This is a genomic window from Dactylosporangium sp. CA-092794 (assembly GCF_050948465.1).
Taxonomy (GTDB): Bacteria; Actinomycetota; Actinomycetes; order Mycobacteriales; family Micromonosporaceae; genus Dactylosporangium.
This window is the reverse complement of the sequence record NZ_CP192044.1, coordinates 8,384,069-8,404,301: the sequence shown is the minus strand read 5'-3', so window position 1 is coordinate 8,404,301 and position 20,233 is coordinate 8,384,069. Positions and strand designations below refer to the sequence as shown.

19 protein-coding genes are annotated in these 20,233 nt (G+C 74.9%); 15 read left to right on the top strand and 4 right to left on the bottom strand.

What is annotated here, in order from left to right:
• Positions 1 to 38 precede the first annotated feature (38 nt).
• From ACQPXD_RS36030 to ACQPXD_RS35980, 11 genes are all read left to right on the top strand, one after another.
• On the top strand, positions 39 to 590 hold the full coding sequence (locus ACQPXD_RS36030; RefSeq protein WP_432825973.1) for a TetR/AcrR family transcriptional regulator: 552 nt from the start codon (positions 39 to 41) through the stop codon (positions 588 to 590).
• Positions 591 to 743: 153 nt separating this feature from the next.
• Entirely contained in the window at positions 744 to 3,080 is a 2,337-nt protein-coding gene (hypF, locus tag ACQPXD_RS36025) for a carbamoyltransferase HypF (RefSeq protein WP_432825971.1), read from the top strand.
• 7 nt (positions 3,081 to 3,087) lie between these two features.
• Positions 3,088 to 3,348 carry a HypC/HybG/HupF family hydrogenase formation chaperone gene (locus ACQPXD_RS36020; RefSeq protein ID WP_432825969.1) on the top strand — a complete coding sequence of 87 codons (261 nt, stop codon included), beginning with the start codon at positions 3,088 to 3,090 and terminating at the stop codon, positions 3,346 to 3,348.
• Complete coding sequence (gene hypD, locus ACQPXD_RS36015; RefSeq protein WP_432825967.1) at positions 3,345 to 4,439, top strand: hydrogenase formation protein HypD; 1,095 nt, start codon at positions 3,345 to 3,347, stop codon at positions 4,437 to 4,439. Before ACQPXD_RS36020 ends, hypD begins: the two co-directional genes overlap by 4 nt.
• Positions 4,436 to 5,491, top strand: a complete 1,056-nt coding sequence (hypE, locus tag ACQPXD_RS36010) for a hydrogenase expression/formation protein HypE (protein ID WP_432825965.1) — start codon at positions 4,436 to 4,438, stop codon at positions 5,489 to 5,491. The genes hypD and hypE overlap by 4 nt, the downstream gene beginning before the upstream one ends.
• Before the next feature lie 94 nt (positions 5,492 to 5,585).
• Positions 5,586 to 6,698 carry a 4Fe-4S dicluster domain-containing protein gene (locus ACQPXD_RS36005; RefSeq protein ID WP_432825963.1) on the top strand — a complete coding sequence of 371 codons (1,113 nt, stop codon included), beginning with the start codon at positions 5,586 to 5,588 and terminating at the stop codon, positions 6,696 to 6,698.
• Positions 6,695 to 7,156 carry a Crp/Fnr family transcriptional regulator gene (locus ACQPXD_RS36000; protein ID WP_432825961.1) on the top strand — a complete coding sequence of 154 codons (462 nt, stop codon included), beginning with the start codon at positions 6,695 to 6,697 and terminating at the stop codon, positions 7,154 to 7,156. Before ACQPXD_RS36005 ends, ACQPXD_RS36000 begins: the two co-directional genes overlap by 4 nt.
• The gene (locus ACQPXD_RS35995) at positions 7,153 to 7,968 is read left to right on the top strand and encodes an FAD/NAD(P)-binding protein (protein ID WP_432825959.1); all 816 of its coding nucleotides are present in this window, start codon (positions 7,153 to 7,155) and stop codon (positions 7,966 to 7,968) included. Before ACQPXD_RS36000 ends, ACQPXD_RS35995 begins: the two co-directional genes overlap by 4 nt.
• On the top strand, positions 7,968 to 8,741 hold the full coding sequence (locus tag ACQPXD_RS35990; protein WP_432825958.1) for an oxidoreductase: 774 nt from the start codon (positions 7,968 to 7,970) through the stop codon (positions 8,739 to 8,741). Before ACQPXD_RS35995 ends, ACQPXD_RS35990 begins: the two co-directional genes overlap by 1 nt.
• Entirely contained in the window at positions 8,738 to 10,039 is a 1,302-nt protein-coding gene (locus ACQPXD_RS35985) for a Ni/Fe hydrogenase subunit alpha (protein ID WP_432825956.1), read from the top strand. The genes ACQPXD_RS35990 and ACQPXD_RS35985 overlap by 4 nt, the downstream gene beginning before the upstream one ends.
• Positions 10,036 to 10,530: a hydrogenase maturation protease gene (locus tag ACQPXD_RS35980; protein ID WP_432825954.1), complete on the top strand. Its 495-nt coding sequence runs from the start codon at positions 10,036 to 10,038 to the stop codon at positions 10,528 to 10,530. The genes ACQPXD_RS35985 and ACQPXD_RS35980 overlap by 4 nt, the downstream gene beginning before the upstream one ends.
• Here the strand turns inward: ACQPXD_RS35980 and ACQPXD_RS35975 are convergent.
• Positions 10,481 to 11,827, bottom strand: a complete 1,347-nt coding sequence (locus ACQPXD_RS35975) for a phosphoribosyltransferase family protein (RefSeq protein ID WP_432825952.1) — start codon at positions 11,825 to 11,827, stop codon at positions 10,481 to 10,483. The genes ACQPXD_RS35980 and ACQPXD_RS35975 overlap by 50 nt on opposite strands.
• Positions 11,828 to 12,003: 176 nt before the next feature.
• Positions 12,004 to 12,969, bottom strand: a complete 966-nt coding sequence (locus ACQPXD_RS35970) for an Lrp/AsnC family transcriptional regulator (RefSeq protein WP_432825950.1) — start codon at positions 12,967 to 12,969, stop codon at positions 12,004 to 12,006.
• A gap of 85 nt (positions 12,970 to 13,054) precedes the next feature.
• Between ACQPXD_RS35970 and ACQPXD_RS35965 the strand changes: the two genes are divergently transcribed.
• Positions 13,055 to 14,473: an MFS transporter gene (locus ACQPXD_RS35965; RefSeq protein ID WP_432825948.1), complete on the top strand. Its 1,419-nt coding sequence runs from the start codon at positions 13,055 to 13,057 to the stop codon at positions 14,471 to 14,473.
• A 55-nt stretch (positions 14,474 to 14,528) separates the two neighbouring features.
• Here the strand turns inward: ACQPXD_RS35965 and ACQPXD_RS35960 are convergent, their stop codons facing one another.
• Positions 14,529 to 15,500, bottom strand: coding sequence for a GlxA family transcriptional regulator (locus tag ACQPXD_RS35960; RefSeq protein ID WP_432825946.1), 972 nt, complete (start codon positions 15,498 to 15,500; stop codon positions 14,529 to 14,531).
• A 103-nt stretch (positions 15,501 to 15,603) separates the two neighbouring features.
• Here ACQPXD_RS35960 and ACQPXD_RS35955 point away from each other — a divergent pair, with 103 nt between their 5' ends.
• On the top strand, positions 15,604 to 16,287 hold the full coding sequence (locus ACQPXD_RS35955) for a DJ-1/PfpI family protein (RefSeq protein ID WP_432825944.1): 684 nt from the start codon (positions 15,604 to 15,606) through the stop codon (positions 16,285 to 16,287).
• Complete coding sequence (locus ACQPXD_RS35950; RefSeq protein WP_432825942.1) at positions 16,284 to 16,604, top strand: hypothetical protein; 321 nt, start codon at positions 16,284 to 16,286, stop codon at positions 16,602 to 16,604. Before ACQPXD_RS35955 ends, ACQPXD_RS35950 begins: the two co-directional genes overlap by 4 nt.
• A gap of 72 nt (positions 16,605 to 16,676) precedes the next feature.
• Here ACQPXD_RS35950 and ACQPXD_RS35945 read toward each other — a convergent pair whose 3' ends face one another.
• A complete protein-coding gene (locus tag ACQPXD_RS35945; protein WP_432825940.1) occupies positions 16,677 to 17,210 on the bottom strand; it encodes a hypothetical protein in 534 nt (177 codons plus the stop codon).
• 145 nt (positions 17,211 to 17,355) lie between these two features.
• On the opposite strand from ACQPXD_RS35945, the gene ACQPXD_RS35940 reads away from it, so the two are divergent.
• On the top strand, positions 17,356 to 20,229 hold the full coding sequence (locus tag ACQPXD_RS35940; RefSeq protein WP_432825938.1) for a helix-turn-helix transcriptional regulator: 2,874 nt from the start codon (positions 17,356 to 17,358) through the stop codon (positions 20,227 to 20,229).
• Positions 20,230 to 20,233: the final 4 nt, after the last annotated feature.

Below are 20,233 nucleotides of genomic sequence, written 5' to 3'. Positions count from 1 at the left end.
ACCGGTCGGTCACCGTGCTTTTCGCTTAAACTTCCGGGGTGACAGAAGAATCGCACGCGTCGGGAGCTCCGCAGACCCGCGAGGCGCTGCTGGACGCCGGTGCCGCGCTGGCGGAGCGGCACGGCCTGAGCGGCGTCAGCGTGAACATGGTGGTGGCGAGCGCGGGAGTCGCGAAGGGTACGTTCTACGTGCACTTCAAGGACCGCTCCGCCTTCATCGACGCCATGCACGCCCGTTTCCACGCCCGCGTCGAGGCCGCCGTGGCGGGTGCTGTGGCGGGATTGCCGAGGGGCGCCGAGCGACTCTTTCGAGCATTCGAGGTCTATCTCGACGTTTCACTGCAGAATCGCGGCGTCAAGGCCCTCTCCCTCGAGGTGCGCTCCAGCCCCGAGCAAGACGCGATGACCGCACGGCGCGAGCGCCTCGTCGAAGGCGGGTTCGCCGACCTCGAGGCAATGGGCTGGGAGGACATCGAAGCCGCGGCTCAGCTGCTGGGCGCGATGACGCGGGAGATCTCAGCGCTGGAGTTCGACGCCGGCCGTCCGCTGCCGGCGTCACGACGAGCCCTCAAGCGCCTGCTCGGCACGTAGCTCGCCCATGCGGACGCGTCCGGCGGCGAACCGGCCGCGTTCGACGCGATCGGCGCGGGGGATGCCGGGTGAGCCGGCGCCGAACGCCCACCGGCGCGGCCCGAGCGGGACCAGACTCGCGCCTGAGGGTCGTCGGATCCGACGGGAGGCGCGATGCACAGTACGCCGGAGCGGCAGCGCCGGGTGGCACGCCGCATCGAGGTGCGCGGCACCGTGCAGGGCGTCGGTTTCCGCCCGTTCGTCTACCGCCTCGGCCGGGACCTGGGCCTGGACGGCTGGGTGCGCAACGAGGGCGGCCTCGTGCTGCTGGAGGCGGCCGGGCCGGCCGGCGCGATGCGGCGGCTCGCCGCCCGGCTGCGCACGGACGCCCCGCCGCAGGCCCGGGTGAGCGAGGTGCGCGTCGACCCGGTCAGCGGCGTAGCCCCGGCGGCCGGCAGCGGCTTCCGGGTCGATCCGTCCACCGCCCGCGGTCCCGGTGCCGCGGGCCGGCCGGGGTGGGTCCCGCCCGACCTGGCCACCTGCGACGCGTGCCTGGCCGAGCTGTTCGACCCCCAGGACCGCCGGTACCGGTACCCCTTCGTCAACTGCACCGACTGCGGTCCGCGGGCGACGATCGTCGACGCGCTGCCCTACGACCGGGCCGGCACCACGATGCGCGCGTTCGCCATGTGCCCCGCGTGTACGGCGGAGTACGCGGAGCCCGCCGACCGGCGCTTCCACGCCGAGCCCATCGCCTGCCCCGCGTGCGGCCCCGCGCTCACGTGGGGCGGGCGGCCGCGCGGCGAGCGGGCCCTGTCGGCCGGCGAGGAGCTCGTCGGGCGGGGCGGCATCCTCGCGCTCAAGGGGCTGGGCGGGTATCAGCTCGTCTGCGACGCCACCAGCGAGCCGGCCGTGGCCCGGCTGCGCGCCCGCAAGCGCCGCCCGGCCAAACCGTTCGCCGTGATGGTGGCCGACCTGCCCGCCGCGCGGTCCATCGCGGTCGTCGACGCCGCCGAGGCGGACCTGCTGACGTCCGTGGCCCGGCCCATCGTGCTGCTGCGGCCCCGCCCCGGCCACCCGCTCGCCGCCGCCGTCGCCCCCGGCGCCGCCCGGATCGGCGTGTTCCTGCCCGCCGCGCCGCTGCACCACCTGCTGCTCGCCGACCTGGCCCGGCCGCTGGTGGTCACCAGCGGCAACCTGGCCGACGAACCGATCGCGATCGGCGACGCCGAGGCCCGCGCGCGACTGGGCGGCGTGGCCGACGGGTTCCTCGGCCACGACCGGGCGATCCGCGCCCGCTACGACGACTCGGTCGCCCGGGTGGTCGCCGGCCGGCCGTCGCTGCTGCGCCGGGCCCGGGGCTACGCGCCCGAGCCGGTGCCGCTCCCGCTCGCCGCGCCCGAGCCGGTGCTCGCCGTCGGCGGCCAGCTCAAGCACGCCTTCACCCTCGCCGACGGCGGCGTCGCGGTGGTCGGCCCGCACACCGGCGACCTGGAACGGCACGAGGCGATGGAGGCGTTCACCGCCGGCGTGGCGCACCTGTCCCGGGTCACCGGGATCGTGCCCGCCGTCGTCGCGCACGACCTCCACCCGGGCTACGCCTCGACGCAGTACGCGAAGGCGCTGCCGGCCTCGCTCCGCATCGGCGTGCAGCACCACCACGCCCACGTCGCCTCGTGCGCCGCCGAGCACGGGATCACCGGGCCGTACCTCGGCGTCGCCTACGACGGGCTGGGCCTCGGCGACGACGGCACCCTGTGGGGCGGCGAGGTGCTGCTGGCCGACCTGGGCTCGTACCGGCGCCTGGCCCGGTTCGGCCGGGCGCCGCTGCCCGGCGGCGCGGCCGCGGTGCGCCGCCCGGCCCGGATGGCGCTGGGCTACCTCTTCGGCGCCGAGCCCTTCGCCGACGACGGCTCCCGCGAGCGGCTGGAACGGCTCGCCGGCCCGCTGCTGCGCCGGCTGCCGGCGGGCGAGGTGGCGGACGTGCGCCGGATGGTCGCGGCCGGGGTCAACTGCCCGGTCGCCTCCAGCGCCGGGCGGCTCTTCGACGCCGTCGCGGCGCTGCTGGGCATCCGCGACGACGCCGGCTACGAGGGCGAGGCGGCGGTCGCGCTGGAGGCGTGCGCGGCCGGGCACCCGGGCGCCGGAGCGCTGCCGTGGCGGCTCGCCGTGCGCGACGGCCTGGTCGTCTTCGACCCGGTGCCGACGCTGCTGGCCCTGCTGGAGGCGGCGCGGGACGGCGCCGCGGCCGGCCCGCTCGCCGCGGCCTTCCACGCCACGGTCGCCGCGGTGACGGTCGCCGTGTGCTGCGACGCCGCGGCCGGGCACGGCACGTCGGCGGTCTGCCTGTCCGGCGGCGTGATGCAGAACCAGCTGCTGGTCGAGGCCCTGGTCGCCGGGCTGTCCGCGGCCGGGCTGACGCCCCTGGTCAACGAGCGGGTACCGCCGAACGACGGCGGGATCAGCTACGGCCAGGCGGCCGTCGCGGCCGCCCGGATGCGGCAGGGGTGACGGACCCGTGTGTCTCGGTGTGCCCGGCCGGGTGACGGCCGTCGACGACGGCTCCGGCCTGCCGATGGGGACGGTCGACTTCGGCGGCGTGCGGCGCGAGGTCTGCCTGGCCTACGTGCCGGACGCGCGGGTGGGGGAGTACGTCGTGGTCCACGTGGGCTTCGCCATCGGCCGGCTGGACGAGGCCGAGGCACTGCGCACGCTGCGGGTCCTGCGGGCGATGGACGATCTGCTGGAGCGGGAGCTCACCCCGGAGGCGGGCCCGTGAAGTACCTCAGCGAGTACCGCGACCCCGCCCTGGCCCGGCAGCTGCTCGGCCGGATCGGGGCGGCCACCACCCGGCCGTGGACGCTGATGGAGGTCTGCGGCGGCCAGACGCACACGATCGTGCGGCAGGGCATCGACGAGCTGCTCCCGCCGGGGCTGCGGATGATCCACGGGCCGGGCTGCCCGGTCTGCGTCACGCCGCTGGAGATCGTCGACGCCGCCCTGGACCTCGCCGGGCGGGACCGGGTCGTGTTCGCGTCCTACGGCGACATGCTGCGGGTGCCGGGCAGCCGCACCGACCTGCTGTCCCTGCGCGCGCGGGGCGCCGACGTCCGGGTGGTGTACTCGCCGCTGGACGCCGTCGCCATCGCCGCCGAGCGGCCCGACCGCGAGGTGGTGTTCTTCGCCGTCGGCTTCGAGACCACGGCGCCGGCCAACGCCATGGCGGTACTGCGCGCGCACCGGCTGGGGCTCGCGAACTTCAGCATGCTCGTCAGCCATGTGCTGGTACCCCCGGCGATGACGGCGATCCTGGACGCGCCGGACTGCCGGGTGCAGGCGTTCCTGGCGGCCGGGCACGTCTGCGCGGTCATGGGCTGGACGGAGTACGAGCCGATCGCGGCCCGCTACGGGGTGCCGATCGTGGTGACCGGGTTCGAGCCGCTCGACCTGCTCGAGGGCGTGCTGATGGCCGTGCGGCAGCTGGAGGAGGGGCGTTGCGAGGTGGAGAACCAGTACGCGCGGGCGGTGCGCCGCTCGGGCAACGGCGCGGCGCAGGAGGCCATCCGGCGCGTGTTCCGGGTCGGCGACCGCGCCTGGCGCGGCATCGGCACCATCCCGGGCAGCGGCCTGCGCCTCGCCGACGAGTTCGCCGGCTACGACGCCGAGCTGCGCTTCGCGCTCACCGGTGAGGCCGGGTGGGAGCACCCGGACTGCATCGCCGGGGACATCCTGCGCGGTACCCGGGTACCGACCGACTGCGCCGCCTACGGCACGCGGTGCACGCCCCGCTCGCCGCTCGGCGCGCCGATGGTGTCGGCCGAGGGGACCTGCGCCGCGTTCCACGCGGCGGGCCGGGGAGGCTCGCGATGAGTGTCGCGGATCCGGCGCGGGCGGTGTGCCCGGCGCCGTCGGTGGAGACCGGCCGGGTGCTGCTCGGCCACGGCAGCGGCGGCCGGCTCTCCGCCGAGCTGCTGCGCGACGTGATCCTGCCCGCGTTCGGCACGGCCGGCGACGTGCCGCAGGACGCCGCCGCGTTCGCCGTCGACGGCGCGCGGCTGGCCCTGAGCACCGACGCGTTCGTCGTGGACCCGCTGTTCTTCCCGGGCGGCGACATCGGCGCCCTCGCGGTCCACGGCACGGTCAACGACCTGGCGATGATGGGCGCCGCGCCGGTGGCGCTCGCCCTGGCGTACGTCATCGAGGAGGGCTTCCCCGTCGAGGACCTCCGCCGGATCTCCGCCTCCGCCGGTGCCGCCGCGGCCGCCGCCGGGACGCGGATCGTCACCGGCGACACGAAGGTCGTCGGCCGCGGCGCCGCGGACGGGCTGTTCGTGACCACCACCGGCGTCGGCCGGCGGCTGAGCGGCGCGGCCGTGTCCGCCGCGGCCGCCCGCCCCGGCGACGTCGTGCTGCTGTCCGGGCCGATCGGCGTCCACGGCACCGCCATCATCGGCGCGCGGGAGGGGTTCGGCTTCGCCGCGGAGCTCGCCTCCGACACCCGGCCGCTGCACCGGCTCGCGGCGGCGATGGTGGCCGCGGCCGGCCCGGCGCTGCACGCCATGCGCGACCCGACCCGGGGCGGGCTGGCCTCCGCGCTCAACGAGATCGCCGCGGCGTCCCGGGCCGGCATCGAGATCGACGAGGCGGCGCTGCCGGTGCCGGCCCCGGTCGCCGACGCGTGCGACCTGCTCGGCCTGGACCCGCTGCACGTGGCCGGGGAGGGCTGCCTGGTCGCGGTGGCCGCCGCCGAGGCCGCGGACGACCTCCTGAACGCGATGCGCCGCACCCCGGAAGGGGAGGGGGCCGTGGTGCTGGGCCGGGTGGTGGGGGAGCACCCGGGCCGGGTGGTGATGCACACGCTCGTCGGCGGCCGGCGGATCGTCGACATGCTGCTCGGCGAGCAGCTGCCGCGCATCTGCTGACCCGCCATGCCCGCCGTACCGGGCCGAACGGCCCTGGCCGGCACGCATACATCGCGTTGCGATGGGCAGAAGAGTCTCTCCCGGGAGGACCGCGATGACCGACCTCGGCCCGGTACTGCTGCCGGGCCTGGACGACCTGATCGCCGCGCTGCGCGCCGACGGCCGCGCCGTGGTCGGGCCGACCGTGCGCGACGGCGCGATCGTGCTGGCCGAGATCGACGGGGCGGCCCGGCTGCCCTACGGCCGGCGCACCGAGGTCGAGGCGGGCACCTACCGGCTGCGCCCCGGCGACGAGCGGCTCGCGTTCACCCACACCTCGGGCCCGCAGTCGTGGAAACAGGTGCTGCACCCGCCCCGGGAGCGGCTGTGGTCGGCCACCAGCGGCAAGGACGGGTTCACCGTCGAGGACGGCGGATCGCCGCCGCGCCGGCTGGCGCTGTTCGGCGTGCGCTCCTGCGACCTGCGCGCGATCGGCGTCCTCGATCACGTCCTCGGCGACGGCGGCCGCTACGCCGCGCGCCGCGCGAACATGCTCATCGTCGCGGTCAACTGCACCGAGCCGGGCGGGACCTGTTTCTGCGTGTCCGCGGGCGGTGGTCCCGGCGCGGACACGGGCTACGACCTCGTGCTCACCGAGCGGCCCGACGGCACCTACCTGGCCGGCGCCGGCTCCGCCGAGGGGGAGGCGCTGCTGCGGCGGGTGCCGTCCGCGCCCGCGTCCGACGGCGACGTGGCGGCCGCGGCGAGCGCGGTGGACGCCGCCGCGGACCGGATGGGCCGCACACTGCCCGAGACCGACCTGCGCACGCTGCTGGCCGGGCACCGCGAGGACGCGCAGTGGGCCGACGTGGCGGAGCGCTGCCTGGCCTGCGGCAACTGCACGATGGTGTGCCCGACCTGCTTCTGCACCTCGGTCACCGACACGACCGACCTGACCGGCGAGCACGCCGAGCGGTGGGAGACCTGGGAGTCCTGCTTCGACCTCGACTTCAGCCTCCTGCACGGCGGGCCGGTGCGCCACACGCGCGACGCCCGCTACCGGCAGTGGCTCAGCCACAAGTTCGGCACCTGGCACGACCAGTTCGGCGAGTCCGGCTGCGTCGGCTGCGGCCGCTGCATCGCCTGGTGCCCGGTCGGCATCGACGTCACCGCCGAACTGCACGCCCTGCACGCCCATCCGCCCGCGGACCCGGGAGGCCTGCCGTGATCACCACCTACGACCTGCTGGCCGCGCACCCCTTCCTGGCCGGGCTGCAGCCCCGCCACCTGGAGCGGCTGTCGCACTGGGCACACCGCGCACCGTTCCCGGCCGCGACGCGGATCTTCGACGAGAACGGCCGGGCCGAGCACTGCTGGCTCATCCGCGAGGGCTTCGTCAACCTGGACACCGCCGTCCCCGGGCGCGGCGACGTGATCGTCGAGACGCTCGGCCCGGGCAGCGTGCTGGGCTGGTCGTGGCTCTTCCCGCCGTACCGCTGGCATTTCGGCGCGGTCACCGTCGGCCCGGTGCTGGCCATCGCCCTCGACGGGCCGGGCCTGCGCGGCCTCTGCGCCGCCGACCCGCAGCTCGGCTACGAGCTGACCACCCGCTTCATGGCCGTCGTCGTGGACCGGATGCAGGCCACCCGCGTGCGGCTGCTCGACCTGTACCGGGCGCCGGTATGAGCACCATGACCCCGGCCCGGTACCGGGTCGCCGAGCGCGTCGAGGAGACCGCGGACACGGTCACCCTCGCCCTCCAGCCGGTCGACGAGCCGCTGCCGGTCTTCCGCCCCGGGCAGTTCGCGATGCTGTACGCGTTCGGCGTCGGCGAGGTGCCGATCTCCGTCTCCGGGCGGTTCGGCGCCGGCGGCCTGCTGCACACCGTGCGGGCGGTCGGCGCGACCAGCGGCGCGCTGTGCGCGGCCAGGCCCGGCGCGACGCTGGGGGTGCGCGGGCCGTTCGGCCGGGGCTGGGTGCTGCCCGCCCCGGCCGGGGCCGACCTCGTCGTGGTCGCCGGCGGGCTGGGCCTGGCGCCGCTGCGCCCGCTCGTGCGGCACGCCGCCGCCGACCGCGACCGCTACGGGCGCGTCGCGGTGCTCATCGGCGCCCGGACCCCCGGCGACCTGCTGTACCCGGGTGAGTACGACGAATGGCGCGCGGCCGGCGTCGAGGTCGCCACCACCGTCGACCGGGCCGCCGCCGGCTGGACCGGCCGGGTCGGCGTGGTGACCGCGCTCTTCGAGGAGCTGCGCACCGACCCGGCCCGCACCGCCGGGTTCGTGTGCGGACCCGAGGTCATGATGCGCTTCGCCGCCCGCGGCCTGCTCGACCGCGGCATTCCTGCCGAGCGGGTGTGGCTGTCGCTGGAGCGGAACATGCACTGTGGCATCGGCCACTGCGGCCACTGCCAGCTCGGCCCGCTGCTGCTGTGCCGGGACGGGCCGGTGGCCGCCTGCTCGACCGCCCTGCCGCTGCTGTCGGTGAAGGAGTTGTGATGGACAAGCTGAAGCTGGCGGTGTGGAAGTTCGCCTCCTGCGACGGCTGCCAGCTCACCCTGCTCGACTGCGAGGACGAGCTGCTGCCGCTCGCCGGGCGCTACGACATCGCCCACTTCCTGGAGGCCTCCAGCGCCACCGTGGCGGGTCCCTACGACGTGTCGCTGGTCGAGGGCTCGGTCACGACCGAGGCCGACGTGCGGCGGATCGAGCGGATCCGGGAACAGTCCGCCACGCTGGTCACGATCGGCGCATGCGCCAACGCCGGCGGCGTGCAGGCGCTGCGCAACCTCGCCGACGTCGAGCAGTTCCGGTCGATCGTCTATGCGAAGCCGGGGTACGTCGAGACCCTGGCCCGCTCGACGCCGATCTCGGCACACGTGCGGGTGGACCTGGAGCTGCCCGGCTGCCCGATCGACCGCGGGCAGCTCATCGACCTGCTCACCGCCGTGCTCATGGGCCGGCGCCCGAATCTGCCGGTGCACAGCGTCTGCCAGGAGTGCAAGGTCCGCGGTACCACGTGCGTCACCGTCGCGCACGGCACGCCGTGCCTCGGCCCGGTCACCCGGGCCGGCTGCGGCGCCCTCTGCCCGGCCTACGGCCGCGGCTGCTACGGCTGCTTCGGCCCGATGGCGCAGCCGAACACCGACGCCATCGTCGCCTCGCTGCGCGAGCACGGCATGTCGCCGCAGGACGTGGCCCGGGTGTTCCGCACCTACCACGTCGCCCGTCCCGAGTTCCAGGCCGCCGCCGAGCAAGGAGAGCGGGCGTGAGCCATCGCAACGACCGCGCGCTGCGGGTCGCGTCCCTCGCCCGGGTCGAGGGCGAGGGGGCGATGTACGTGCGGGTGGACGGCGCCACCGTGACCGACGTGCGGCTGCGCATCTACGAGCCGCCGCGGTTCTTCGAGGCGTTCCTGCGCGGCCGGGGGCACACCGAACCGCCGGACATCACCGCCCGCATCTGCGGGATCTGCCCGGTGGCGTACCAGATGAGCGCCTGCCTCGCCCTCGAGGACGCGTGCGGGGTGGCGGTCGGCGAGCGCGTCGCCGAGCTGCGGCGGCTGCTGTACTGCGGCGAGTGGATCGCCAGCCACGCCCTGCACGTCTACCTGCTGCACGCCCCCGACTTCCTCGGCTACCCCGGCGTCGTGGAGATGGCCCGCGACCACCGCGCCGCCGTCGAGCGCGGGCTGGCCCTGAAGCAGGCCGGCAACGCCATCCTCGAGCTCGTCGGCGGCCGCGCCATCCACCCGATCAACGTCCGCGTCGGCGGCTTCCACCGCGCCCCCGAGCCGGGCGAGCTGCGCGCACTGGCCCGCGACACGCTGCGCCCGGCCCTCGACCACGCCCTGGCCACCGTCGACTGGGTCGCCGGATTCGAGTTCGCGGACTTCACCGTCGGCCACGAGCTGCTCGCCCTGACCGATCCCCGGCGGTACCCCATCGACCGCGGCGAGCCTCGCACGTCGGGCGGCCGGTCGTTCCCGGTGCGCGACTTCGAGCGGCACGTCGTGGAGTCCCAGGTACCGTACTCGACCGCCCTGCACGCCCGGCTCGCCGGCGGCGGCGCCTACCTGACCGGGCCCCTCGCCCGCTACGCGCTGAACGCCGCCGTCCTGTCGCCGCTGGCCCGCGAGGCGGCGTCCGCGGCCGGCCTCGGGCCGGTCTGCGACAACCCGTTCCGCAGCATCGCCGTCCGCGCGGTCGAGCTCGTCTACGCTGTCGACGAGGCGCTGCGGCTCATCGACGCCTACGAGCCCCCGGCGCCGGCGCACGAGCCCGTCCCGCCGCGCGCGGCGACCGGCTACGGCGCGACCGAGGCGCCCCGCGGCGCGCTGTTCCACCGGTACACCATCGACGCCGACGGCACCATCGGCACGGCCCGCATCGTGCCGCCCACCTCGCAGAACCAGCCGGCCATCGAGGACGACCTGCGCCGGTTCGTCCAGGACCGCCTGCACCTCGACGACGCCCGGCTCACCGCCGCCTGCGAGCAGGCCATCCGCAACTACGACCCGTGCATCTCCTGCGCCACGCACTTTCTCGACCTCACCGTGGAACGCCGATGAGACCCCCCGTCGTGGTCATCGGCATCGGCAACCCCTACCGGCGCGACGACGGCATCGGCCCCGCCGTCATCCAGCGGCTCCGCGCCGCCGGCCTGCCGAGCGACGTGCTCGCCGAGAGCGACGGCGAGGCCGGCGCGCTCATCCTGCTGTGGCAGCGCCGTCGCCTCGCCATCCTCGTCGACGCCGTCCGCGCCGACCCGCCGCACCCGGGCCGCATCCACCGCACGGCGGCGCCGCCGCCGGAGTCGTGCGGCCCGCCGACCAGCACGCACGCCGTCGACCCGGGCGACGCCGTGACGCTGGCCCGGACACTCGGGCGGCTCCCCGCCCGCCTGGTCGTCTACGGCGTCGAGGCCGCCGACACGGACTTCGGCACGGGGCTCTCGCCCGGCGTGGCCGAGGCCGCCGACCGGCTCGCGGCACGGATCGCCGCCGAGGTGCTCAGCCTGGTGTACGGCCCGCGCGCGCCACATGACGCAGGTGCGTGGTGAACCAGCTCTCGGCGTGGCGGGCCGCGGCGGTCAGGGTGCCGGGCTCTTCGAACAGGTGGGTGGCGCCGGGTACCACGACGAGCTCGCTGGGGCATCGCAGCTCGGCTTGCGCGGCGCGGTTCAGCGCGAGCACCTGCGTGTCCAGCCCGCCGACGATGAGCAGCGTGGGCGCGGTGACGGCAGGCAGCCGCCGGGCGGCCAGATCGGGGCGGCCGCCCCTGGAGACGATCGCGGCGACACCGGCGTGCGGCTCGGCGGCGGCCCACAGCGCGGCCCCGGCGCCCGTGCTGGCGCCGAACCAGCCGATGCTCAGGTCATGACCCCAGGGCTGGTCATGCGCCCAGGCGCTGACCCCGGTGAGGCGCTCGGCGAGCAGTTCGATGTCGAACACGTTGGCCCGGTCGGCCGCCTCGCCCGGCGTGAGCAGGTCGAACAGCAGGGTGCCCAGGCCGGCCTGGTTGAGGATCAGGGCCACGTACCGGTTGCGTGAACTGTGGCGGCTGCTGCCGCTGCCATGGGCGAACAGCACCAGTCCGGTCGCGTCCGGAGGGAGCGTGAGGTGTCCGGCGAGGCTCCAGTCGCCGAGCGGGATCGCGACCTCCTCGTCGCGCCCGGGCAAGCCGCCGGCCCGCCGGGTCCCGGCCGGCGCCGTGGGGGACACCCGATGGGCGGCCGCCCGGACGAGCAACTCGTGGACCTCGTCGTCCGAGGTAGGGGTGAAGTCGGCGTACCACTGGCTGATCGACGACAGCCGGCTCGGCGTCCGCACGCAGACCACGGCGTCGGCCACCCGGCGCAGCGGCTCGATCAGGTCGGCCGGCGCCACCGGAACGGCCAGGACGACACGGGCCGCGCCCCGGGCCCGGGCCACCTCGCAGGCGGCCCGGACGGTGGAGCCGGTGGCGATGCCGTCGTCGACGATCACCGCGGTACGCCCGGCGAAGCCCTCCGCAGGGCGATCCCCGCGCAGCCACCGCGCACGGCCGCTCAGCACCACCCGTTCGGACTCTTCGACCTCCGCCAACTCGTCGGTGGAAACGCCGGCGAGGCTGATCACCCGCGGGTTGAGCACCCGGACACCGTCCTCACCGATCGCGCCCATGCCGAGCTCGGGCTGCTCCGGGAGTCCGAGCTTCCGCACGATGATCACATCCAGCGGAGCCCGGAGTGCCGCGGCGACCTGATATGCCACCGGTACACCACCGCGCGGCAGACCCAGCACCACGACGTTCTGACCGCGCAGGTCGGCCAGCTTGCGGGCAAGCTGCCGCCCGGCGTCCACACGGTTTGCGAACACCCGCTTCCCGAGCATCACGGTGCGCCTCCCGCCTTCGGCCTCTCACTCAACTATCACCTGCCGCTTGAGGTGCCTTACCAGCCGATGGGCTCAACGGGCGCGGGGTGGTTTGCCGGGTGGTTCGCAGGGATGAGCCGGTAGGCGAAGGGCCGGACGTTGTCAGCATCTCGTTCGGGTCAACGCACCGTGCCGAGCTGCTTGACGTGTCGGAGCAGCGGCTCCGACTCGATCCGCTCCACACCGCCCAGCGAGCCCAGCTTCTCGGTCAGGTACCGGTAGAACTCCGGCATGTCCCGGCAGATCGCGAGGGCCTGCACGTTCGTCTGCCCGGTGGTGGCCGCCGCGAAGACGATCTCCTCGTGCTCGCGGAGCGCCGCACCGACCGCCGCCAGCCGGGGCGGGGTCACCGTCAGCCAGAGCAGGACCGGGGCGCGGAACCCGTACAGCTCCGGCTCGATCTCCACGTCGGTGTAGAGCGACCCGGACTCGAACAGCTCCTGCACCCGGTGGCGGGTGGTCGACTCCGGCCAGCCGGTGGTGGCCGCCAGCTCCGCGTAGCTGAGCCGCCCGTCCCAGGCGAGCGCCTCCAGCAGCGGCGCGTCCGCGGGGGTGAGGTGCGCCGCCGACCGGTCACCGCCCCGCGCCGCCCGGAGCGGGGTCAGCGCGGCGATCTGCTCGGCGGTCAGCGCGTCGTCGTGCAGGTCCGGGCCGACCGCCCCGCCGACGAACTGGTGGATCACGCAGTGCGCGCTGACCGAGGTCACCCGCGGGGTCCGGGGCAGCTTCTGCAGCAGCAGGGTCTCCCGGTCGACCGCGGCCGGCACCCGCACGGTGCAGGCGATCTCGGTACCGCCCGAGGTGATCGACACCCAGCCGGTGTCCGGGCGGCGGGCCAGCGCGCCGGCGATCGGCAGCGCCGAGTCCGGGGCGGCGCGCAGGCGGATCAACCAGGTCTCGTACCCCAGCTCGATGGGGTTGGGCAGGCCGACGACCCGAACGCCCGCCTCGGCGCGCAACCGGCGGTATCGCCGGGCGACCGTCTGGTCGGAGACGCCGAGCACCGTGCCGATCTCCCGGTACCCGGCCCGGCCGTTGATCCGCAGCGCGTGCGTCACCTGCCGGTCCAGCTCGTCGATTTCCACAGCATCAGCCTACCGAATGTCGAGATCCGCAGAAATGGAGCATCTGGCTGGGAAAAATGATGTGTGAACCGGCATCCTGCAGTGCATGCGCAAATGGTCACCACTGATCGCCGTCTGCCTCGGCACCTTCCTGCTGCTGGTGGACGTCCTCATTGTCGTCGTCGCCCTGCCGGCGATCTCCGACGACTTCCGGGCGGACTACACCGACCTGCAGTGGGTCATCGACGGGTACGCCCTGTCCCTGGCCGCCCTGGTGCTCGGCGCCGGCTCGCTCGCCGACCGGTTCGGCCGCCGCCGCACCTACCTGATCGGCGTCGGCGTCTTCGCGATCTCCTCGCTGCTCTGCGCGGTCGCCCCGAACGAGCAGGCCCTGATCGCCGCCCGGATCCTGCAGGGCCTCGGCGGCGCGGCCATGTTCGCGTGCACCGCCGCCCTGCTCAACGTCACCTACCACGGCCACGACCGGGGCGTCGCCTTCGGCGTCTGGGGCGCGGTCAACGGCGCCGCCGCCGCGGCCGGCCCGATCGCCGGCGGCCTGCTCACCGAGCACCTCGGCTGGCGCTGGGTGTTCCTGGTCAACCTGCCGGTCTGCCTGGTCGCGGTCTGGTTCACGATGCGCGGGGTGAGCGAGTCCCGGGCGCCGCGGGGTGGCCGCTTCGACCTGCCCGGCACGATCAGCTTCACCGTGGCGGCGGCCGCCGTGACGTACGGCCTGATCCGCGCCGGTGACGCCGGCTGGACCGACGGCGTGGCCCTGGCCGCGTTCGCCGCCGGCCTGGTCGCCCTGGTCCTGTTCCTGATCGCCGAAGCCCGCTCGGACCACCCGATGCTCGACCTGACCCTGTTCCGCCGGGCGCCGTTCACCGTGCTGATCGTCGCGGCGTTCCTGACCCAGGCCGCCGCGTTCGGCTACCTGGCGTTCAGCACCGTCTGGCTGCAGCAGGTGCTCGGAAACGGCCCGGTCGACGCCGGCCTGTACGGCGCCCTCCCGATGGCCGCCGCCGCCCTGGTCGTCGGCGCGGCCGCCGGCCGGTTCCTGCAGCGGATCGCCCCACGCTGGACCGTCGGCCTCGGCCTGCTCCTGATCGCCGCCGGTGACCTGCTGCAGGCCCGGATCGGCACGGACAGCACCGGCGCGATCCTGATCCCCGGACTGATCGTGGCCGGTCTCGGCGTCGGCTGCGTGCTGCCCTCGAACGCCTCCGCGGTGCTGGCCGAGGTGCCGCGCGAGCGCAGCGGGATGGCCGGCGGGACGCTCAACACGTTCCGCCAGCTCGGGCTCGCACTCGGCGTCGCGGTCTTCGGTACCGTCTTCACCGACCGGATCGCCGCCGGGCACGGCTCGCCGGCCGGGTTCGCCGACGGGCTGAACGCGACCATGCTGGTCGCCTCCGGAACCGCCCTGGTCGCCGGGATCCTGGTGCTCGTCCTGCTCCGCAGGCCCGCCGCCGCGCCGGTCGCGGCGCAGGTCCCGGAACGGGCGGAACTGTCGGCCGATCGATGAGGCCCGTAGCGTGGCGGCGGCCGGCGAAGGCCGGGAGGTGGCACGACCCGGCCGGTCACGCCCTCGACGCCCGCGGGCGGAACACCTTGCGGTACGCGCCGGGTGTGACGCCGAGGACCTGTCCGAACTGGGAACGGAAGTTGCTCGTCGTGGGGAACCCGGTCTGGGCGGCGATCCGATCCACGGTGTGGTCCGTGGTTTCGAGCAGTTCCTGCGCGTGACGGATGCGCACCCCCGCCACCCACTGCATAGGGCTCTGCCCCGTCTCGTCCTTGAACCGGCGGGTCAGCGTGCGCACGCTCATGCCCGCCGCCCGGGCGATGTCCGCGAGCATGAGGTCGCGATGCGCGTTCGCCTCGATCCACGAGAGCGCCCGCTCAAGCGTCGACGTCCGATGGGTCGCACGGTTCCGGACGATGTACTGCGCCTGTCCTCCCGGCCGGTGCAGCGGCGCGACGGCAAGGCGGGCGGCGTCCGCCGCGACGGCCATTCCGTAATCACGCTGGACGATGTGCAGGCAGAGGTCGAGACCGGACGCGGCTCCCGCCGACGTCAGGATGTCCCCGGTGTCCGTGTAGAGCACGTCGGGGTCCATCCGGACGGCTGGATGCCGGCGCGCGAGCTCGTCCGCGGCGAGCCAGTGGGTCGTCGCGTGCCGGCCGTCGAGCAGGCCCGCCTCGGCCAGCGTGAACGCGCCGACGCAGATCGACGCGATCGGCGTCCCGCGCTCCGCCCCGGCCCGCAGGGCCGCGAGGACGGCGGGCGGCGACGGCCGCAACGGGTCGTTCCGTCCCGGCACCACGATGAGATCGGCGCGCTCGAGCGCGTCCAGCCCCTCATCGATCGCCAGCCGCAGCGGACCGGCCTGGACCGACGACTCGGAGCCGGCGACGACGATCCGGTATCCGGGGCGGCCGTCCGGCAGGCGCACACGTCCGAAGGTCTCGATGGGCGTGGCCATATCGAAGGCAATCGCATCCGGCAATGCGAGCACAACCACGGTGTACATCCCCAAACCATAAGGCATTCGCGGTTGGCCAGATTCAGGTGATTCCTGTCGCGATAGTCATTGCTCCGCCCGGCGCGGGATCGTGAACATAGAGGGGTGCGCCCAGCGGAAGGGATCATTCATGCCCCAGGTCAACGTCCAGTTCGTGCTCTTCGACGGGTTCGACCCGCTCGACGTCGTCGCACCGTTCGAGGCGCTGACCGCCGGGAGCGAGTTCCTCGGCGGCGCGCTCGCGGTGGAGCTCGTCAGCGCGAGCGGTCCCGGCGTCGTGCGATCCGGCAACCCCCGGATCACGCTGGCGGCCACCGCCGTGCTCGACCCGGACGTGCCCGGCTATGTGCTGGTCCCAGGGGCGGTCGGTCCCGTCGATGGAGACCCCGACGCCGGGGACGAGACCATCCCCGTGCTCCTGGGCCGGTTCGCATCGAGCGACGCGATGCCCCTGATCCGCCGTGCGCTCGACAACCCGGACGTCACCGTCGCGGCGTACTGCGGGGGTTCGCTCGCACTGGCGATGGCCGGCCTCCTCGAAGGCCGCACCGCGACCACGCACGTGCTCGGCATCGACATGCTCGACGCCACGGGGGTGAACGCCGTCCGTGCTCGTGTGGTGGACGACGGCGACCTCATCAGCGGCGGCGGCGTCACCTCTGGCCTCGACGTGGCCCTCTACCTGCTCGAACGTGACTTCGGCTCGCACACCGCGCACGCGGTCGAGGAACTGTTCGAGTACGAGCGCCGCGGGACCACCTGGAAGAGCACGCGCCCGCTTGCGGCCCGGCCGACGGAAGGTACCAAACAATGAGCACCATCGCCGGAACCTGGCTGCTGCGCATGAAGACGCCCGTCGGCACCATCGAGGCCGAATACCGCTTCGAGGAGGAGGATGGTGTGATCCGCGGTAGCGCGAGCGGTGGCGGCGAAACCACGCCTCTCACGGACATCGTGGCCGAGGACGGCCCGGCCGGCCGGCGCGTCACCTGGCGGCAGAGCATCACCCGGCCGCTTCGGCTCAACCTCGTCTACGACGTCACCGTCAACGGCGATGCCCTCTCCGGCGAGTCCCGCGCGGGGCGGCTGCCGCGGACGCGCGTGACCGGCGAGCGCACCGGCGAAGCGTAGGGGACTGCCGGGCCCGCGGGAGGCACCGGGGCGGTGGCCCTCCCACGGTGGTGAGAGGGCCGCGACCGTCGGTCACCTGCCGCGCGCGCGGGCCGCGGCGTAGCGGTTGTTCGCCGGCAGGAAGAGCAGCACGATCATCACCAGGCTCAGCAGCGGTGTGAGCGCGGCGATTGCCACGCTGCCGCTCGGCAGCACGTCACGGTCGCCGAGTTGCAGCCCGCTGCCCGCGCACATGTTCACCACGAGCGCCACCGTCAGCAGGATCCGCGCCACCATCGAGCCGCCACGCGCGGTGAGGGCGAAGATCAGCACGAGCACCGCGAGCGCGATGGCGACCCCGGCCTTGATGACGAGACGGTGGTACGCCTCGTCGAGCTGTTCGGCCATCACGTCCTTGACCAGACCCGAGAGGTCGGCGCCCGCGGTCTCGTCCAGGTATGCCTCGATCGACGCCTTGCCCTTGACGATCATCAGGATCGCGCCGACGAGCGACAGCAGTGCGACGGCGACGCTGCCCCAGACCGCCGTCGAGAGCGTGGCCGGGCGCACCGGTGCCGCCTCGAAGATGCCCGGGCTCGATGCCGGCGTGCCGTGTTGAGTGCTCATGCGTGAGTGCTCCCGTAGAGAGGAATGTTCGTACCCTTTTAGGCCGAACCGCGCCGAGTCTGGTGCCTGCGTGGGGCGCTAGCATCTGGCAAATGCTCTATGCGACAGATCGGTGCAATTCGCTTGGTACGGGAGGTCAGCGCGCGTGACGCGGGCAGCGGGCGGTGAGCATGTTGTCGGTGCCGCGCGGGAATACCGTCCGGCGCGGCTGGTCGGGCGCCGGGCCGAGCTGATCCGCCTCGGTGCGCTCGTCGAGGCGGCCGGCGCGGGGCCGGCCCGGACGGTGGAGATCGCCGGCGACCCGGGCATCGGCAAGACGCGGCTGCTGGCCGAGCTCGGCGACGGCGCGCGGCGATCCGGGTGGCTGGTGCTGCGCGGGCGGGCCGGTGAGTTGGAGCGGAACGCACCGTTCAGCATCATCGGCGACGCGCTCGAGCCGCACCTCGACGGTCCGCTCCCGGCCATCGCCGACCCGCACACAGCGTTGATCACCGAGCGGTACCAGCTGCATCGGGCGGTCCGCACCCTGCTGGAGGAGCTCTCCCGCCCCGCCGGGCTGCTGCTCGTGCTCGACGATCTGCATTGGGCCGACGACGGCTCGGCCGAGATCGTGGAGTACCTGTTGCGCCACCCGCCGCACGGCCGGGTGCTGCTGGCCGTGGCGCACCGGCCGCGGCAGATCGCGCACCGCCTGCGGCATGCGCTGGCGCGCGCGGCGCGGGACGGCGGGGTCGAGCGGATGGAGCTCGGACCGCTGACGCCGGCGGAGGCCGGCCGGCTCCTGCCGGCCGGCCTCGGCGCTGACCACCGGCAGCGGCTCTACGCGGCCAGCGGCGGTAACCCGTTCTACCTGGAGGCGCTGGCCGCGTGGGGCGAAGCCGAGTCCGGTCCGGCCGCGGCCGCGCTCGACTCGGCGATCCGCGCGGCCGGCGTCCCGGAGCCGGTGCGCTCGGCCCTCGTCGCCGAGTTCGTCGCGCTCGACCCGGACCAGCGGCGCACCGCCTGGGGCGCCGCGGTGGCCGGCGACGGCGTCGACGCGGACCTGATCGCGCGGACCGCCGGGCTGGACCTCGCCGGCGCGTTGACCGCGCTCGACGTGCTGGTCCGCCACGATCTGCTGCGGGAGCGGCCCGTGGGCGGGCGCTTCGAGTTCCGCCACCCGCTGGTCCGCCGGATCGCGTACGACCTGGCCGGCGCGGGCTGGCGCATCGCCGCGCATGCCCGCGCGGCCGCCGCCCTGACCGAGTGGGGCGCACCCAACGCCGAGGTGGTGCACCACCTGGAGCGCTCCGCGAAGCGGGGCGACGCGCACGCCATCGAGGCGCTGCGGGAGGCGGCCGCCGCAAGCCTCTTCGCGGCGCCCGCTGCCGCCGGGCACTGGCTGCAGGCCGCGCTGCGGCTGGTCCCGGACACACCCGAATCCCTGCTGGTCCGGCTGGACCTGCTGAGCCTGCGGGCCCGCGCCGCCGCGCTGGTCGGCCGGTTGGAGGACAGCCGCGCCCGGCTGCACGAGTTGCGCCGGCTGCTGCCGGCCGAGCTGGTCGAGCAGCATGCCCAGATCGCCGGGTTCTGCGCGTTGATCGAGCGGCTCATCGGCCGCCACGAGGAGGCGCATGCGCAACTGCTGGCCGAGCTGGCGGCGTTGCCCGACCAGGACGGCGTCGCGGCGCGGCTGCTCAAGCTCGGCCTGGCGGCCGGCGCGGTGATGCGCGCCGACCCGGAGGCCGACCGGGACTGGCCGGCCGAGGCGCTCGCGACCGCCCGCCTGCACCCCGACCCGGCGCCGGTCGCCGCGGCGCTCGCGATGTGCGTGATGGCCGAGCACATGGCGGACCGCGTCGACGCCGGTACCGCGGCCCGGCTCGACGAGGCGACCGCCATCATCGACGCCCTGCCCGACGGGGCGCTCGCCGAGACCGTCGAGCTGGTCGGGTTTCTCTGCGCGGCGGAGATCAACCAGGAGCGGCTGCCCAGCGCGATCCGTCACCTGGAACGGGCCCGGCGGGTCGCCGGCAGCTCGGGCCAGAGCCACGTCGTCGCGTTCCTGCACATGATGCTCGGTACGGCGAACCTGCTCCTGGGCCGTCTCGACCGGGCCACGGCATGCTTCGACGACGAGCTCGACGCCGCGTACCTCACCGGCAGCACGGCGCAGCGCAGCAACGCCCTGCGCGACCAGTGCCTGCTGGCCGTCATGGCCGGCGACACCGAGGAGGCCGTGCGCCTCGGCAAGGAGGCGCTCGCCTGCGCCGACGAGGGCAGGCACGCCAACGCCGGGGTGGCCGCCGGCGCGCTGGGCATCGCGTACCACCATGCCGGCGATCCGGCCGCCTGTATCGAGCTCATCCTCACCGGAGGCGGCGGCCCGCGCCTGTGGCGCGTCGACGGGATCGAGCGCAACAACTGGTACGAGACGCTGGCCGCCGCCGAAGCGGCCCTGGGCCGGCCGGAGGCGGCGGCCGGCTGGGCCGATCGAGCGTTCGCCCACGCCGCCGGTCTGCCGCGCCGGACCGGGCTGGCCCACCTCGCCCGCACCCACGCCCTGCTGCCGACGGACCCGGCGGCCGCCGCCACCGAGGCGCTGCACGCCGTGCGGCTGCTGCACGAGGCGGGCGACCGGCTCATGGCGGCCCGCGCGCACCTGTCGGCCGCCACGGCCTACGGCACGGCCGGCGACCTGGACTCGGCACGCCGGCACTTCACCGAGGCCGGCGCGCTCTACGAGGCGTGCGGCGCACCGGCACAGGCCGCTCTGGTGCTGCGCGAACGGCGCCGGATGGATGCCCGGCAGCCGCGTCCGGCGCCGGCCACGACGGCCGGTGGGCAGCCCGCCGACGCGCTCACACCGCGCGAGCGCCAGGTCGCCGAACTGGCCGCGCGGGGTCTCACCAACCGCCAGATCGGCGAAGCGCTGTATCTGAGCCCGCGCACCGTGAACATCCACATGACCCGGATCTTCGCCAAGCTCGGCGTGTCGCGCCGGGCCGCCGTCGCCGACCGCCTCGGGAAACCGGCGTAAGGAC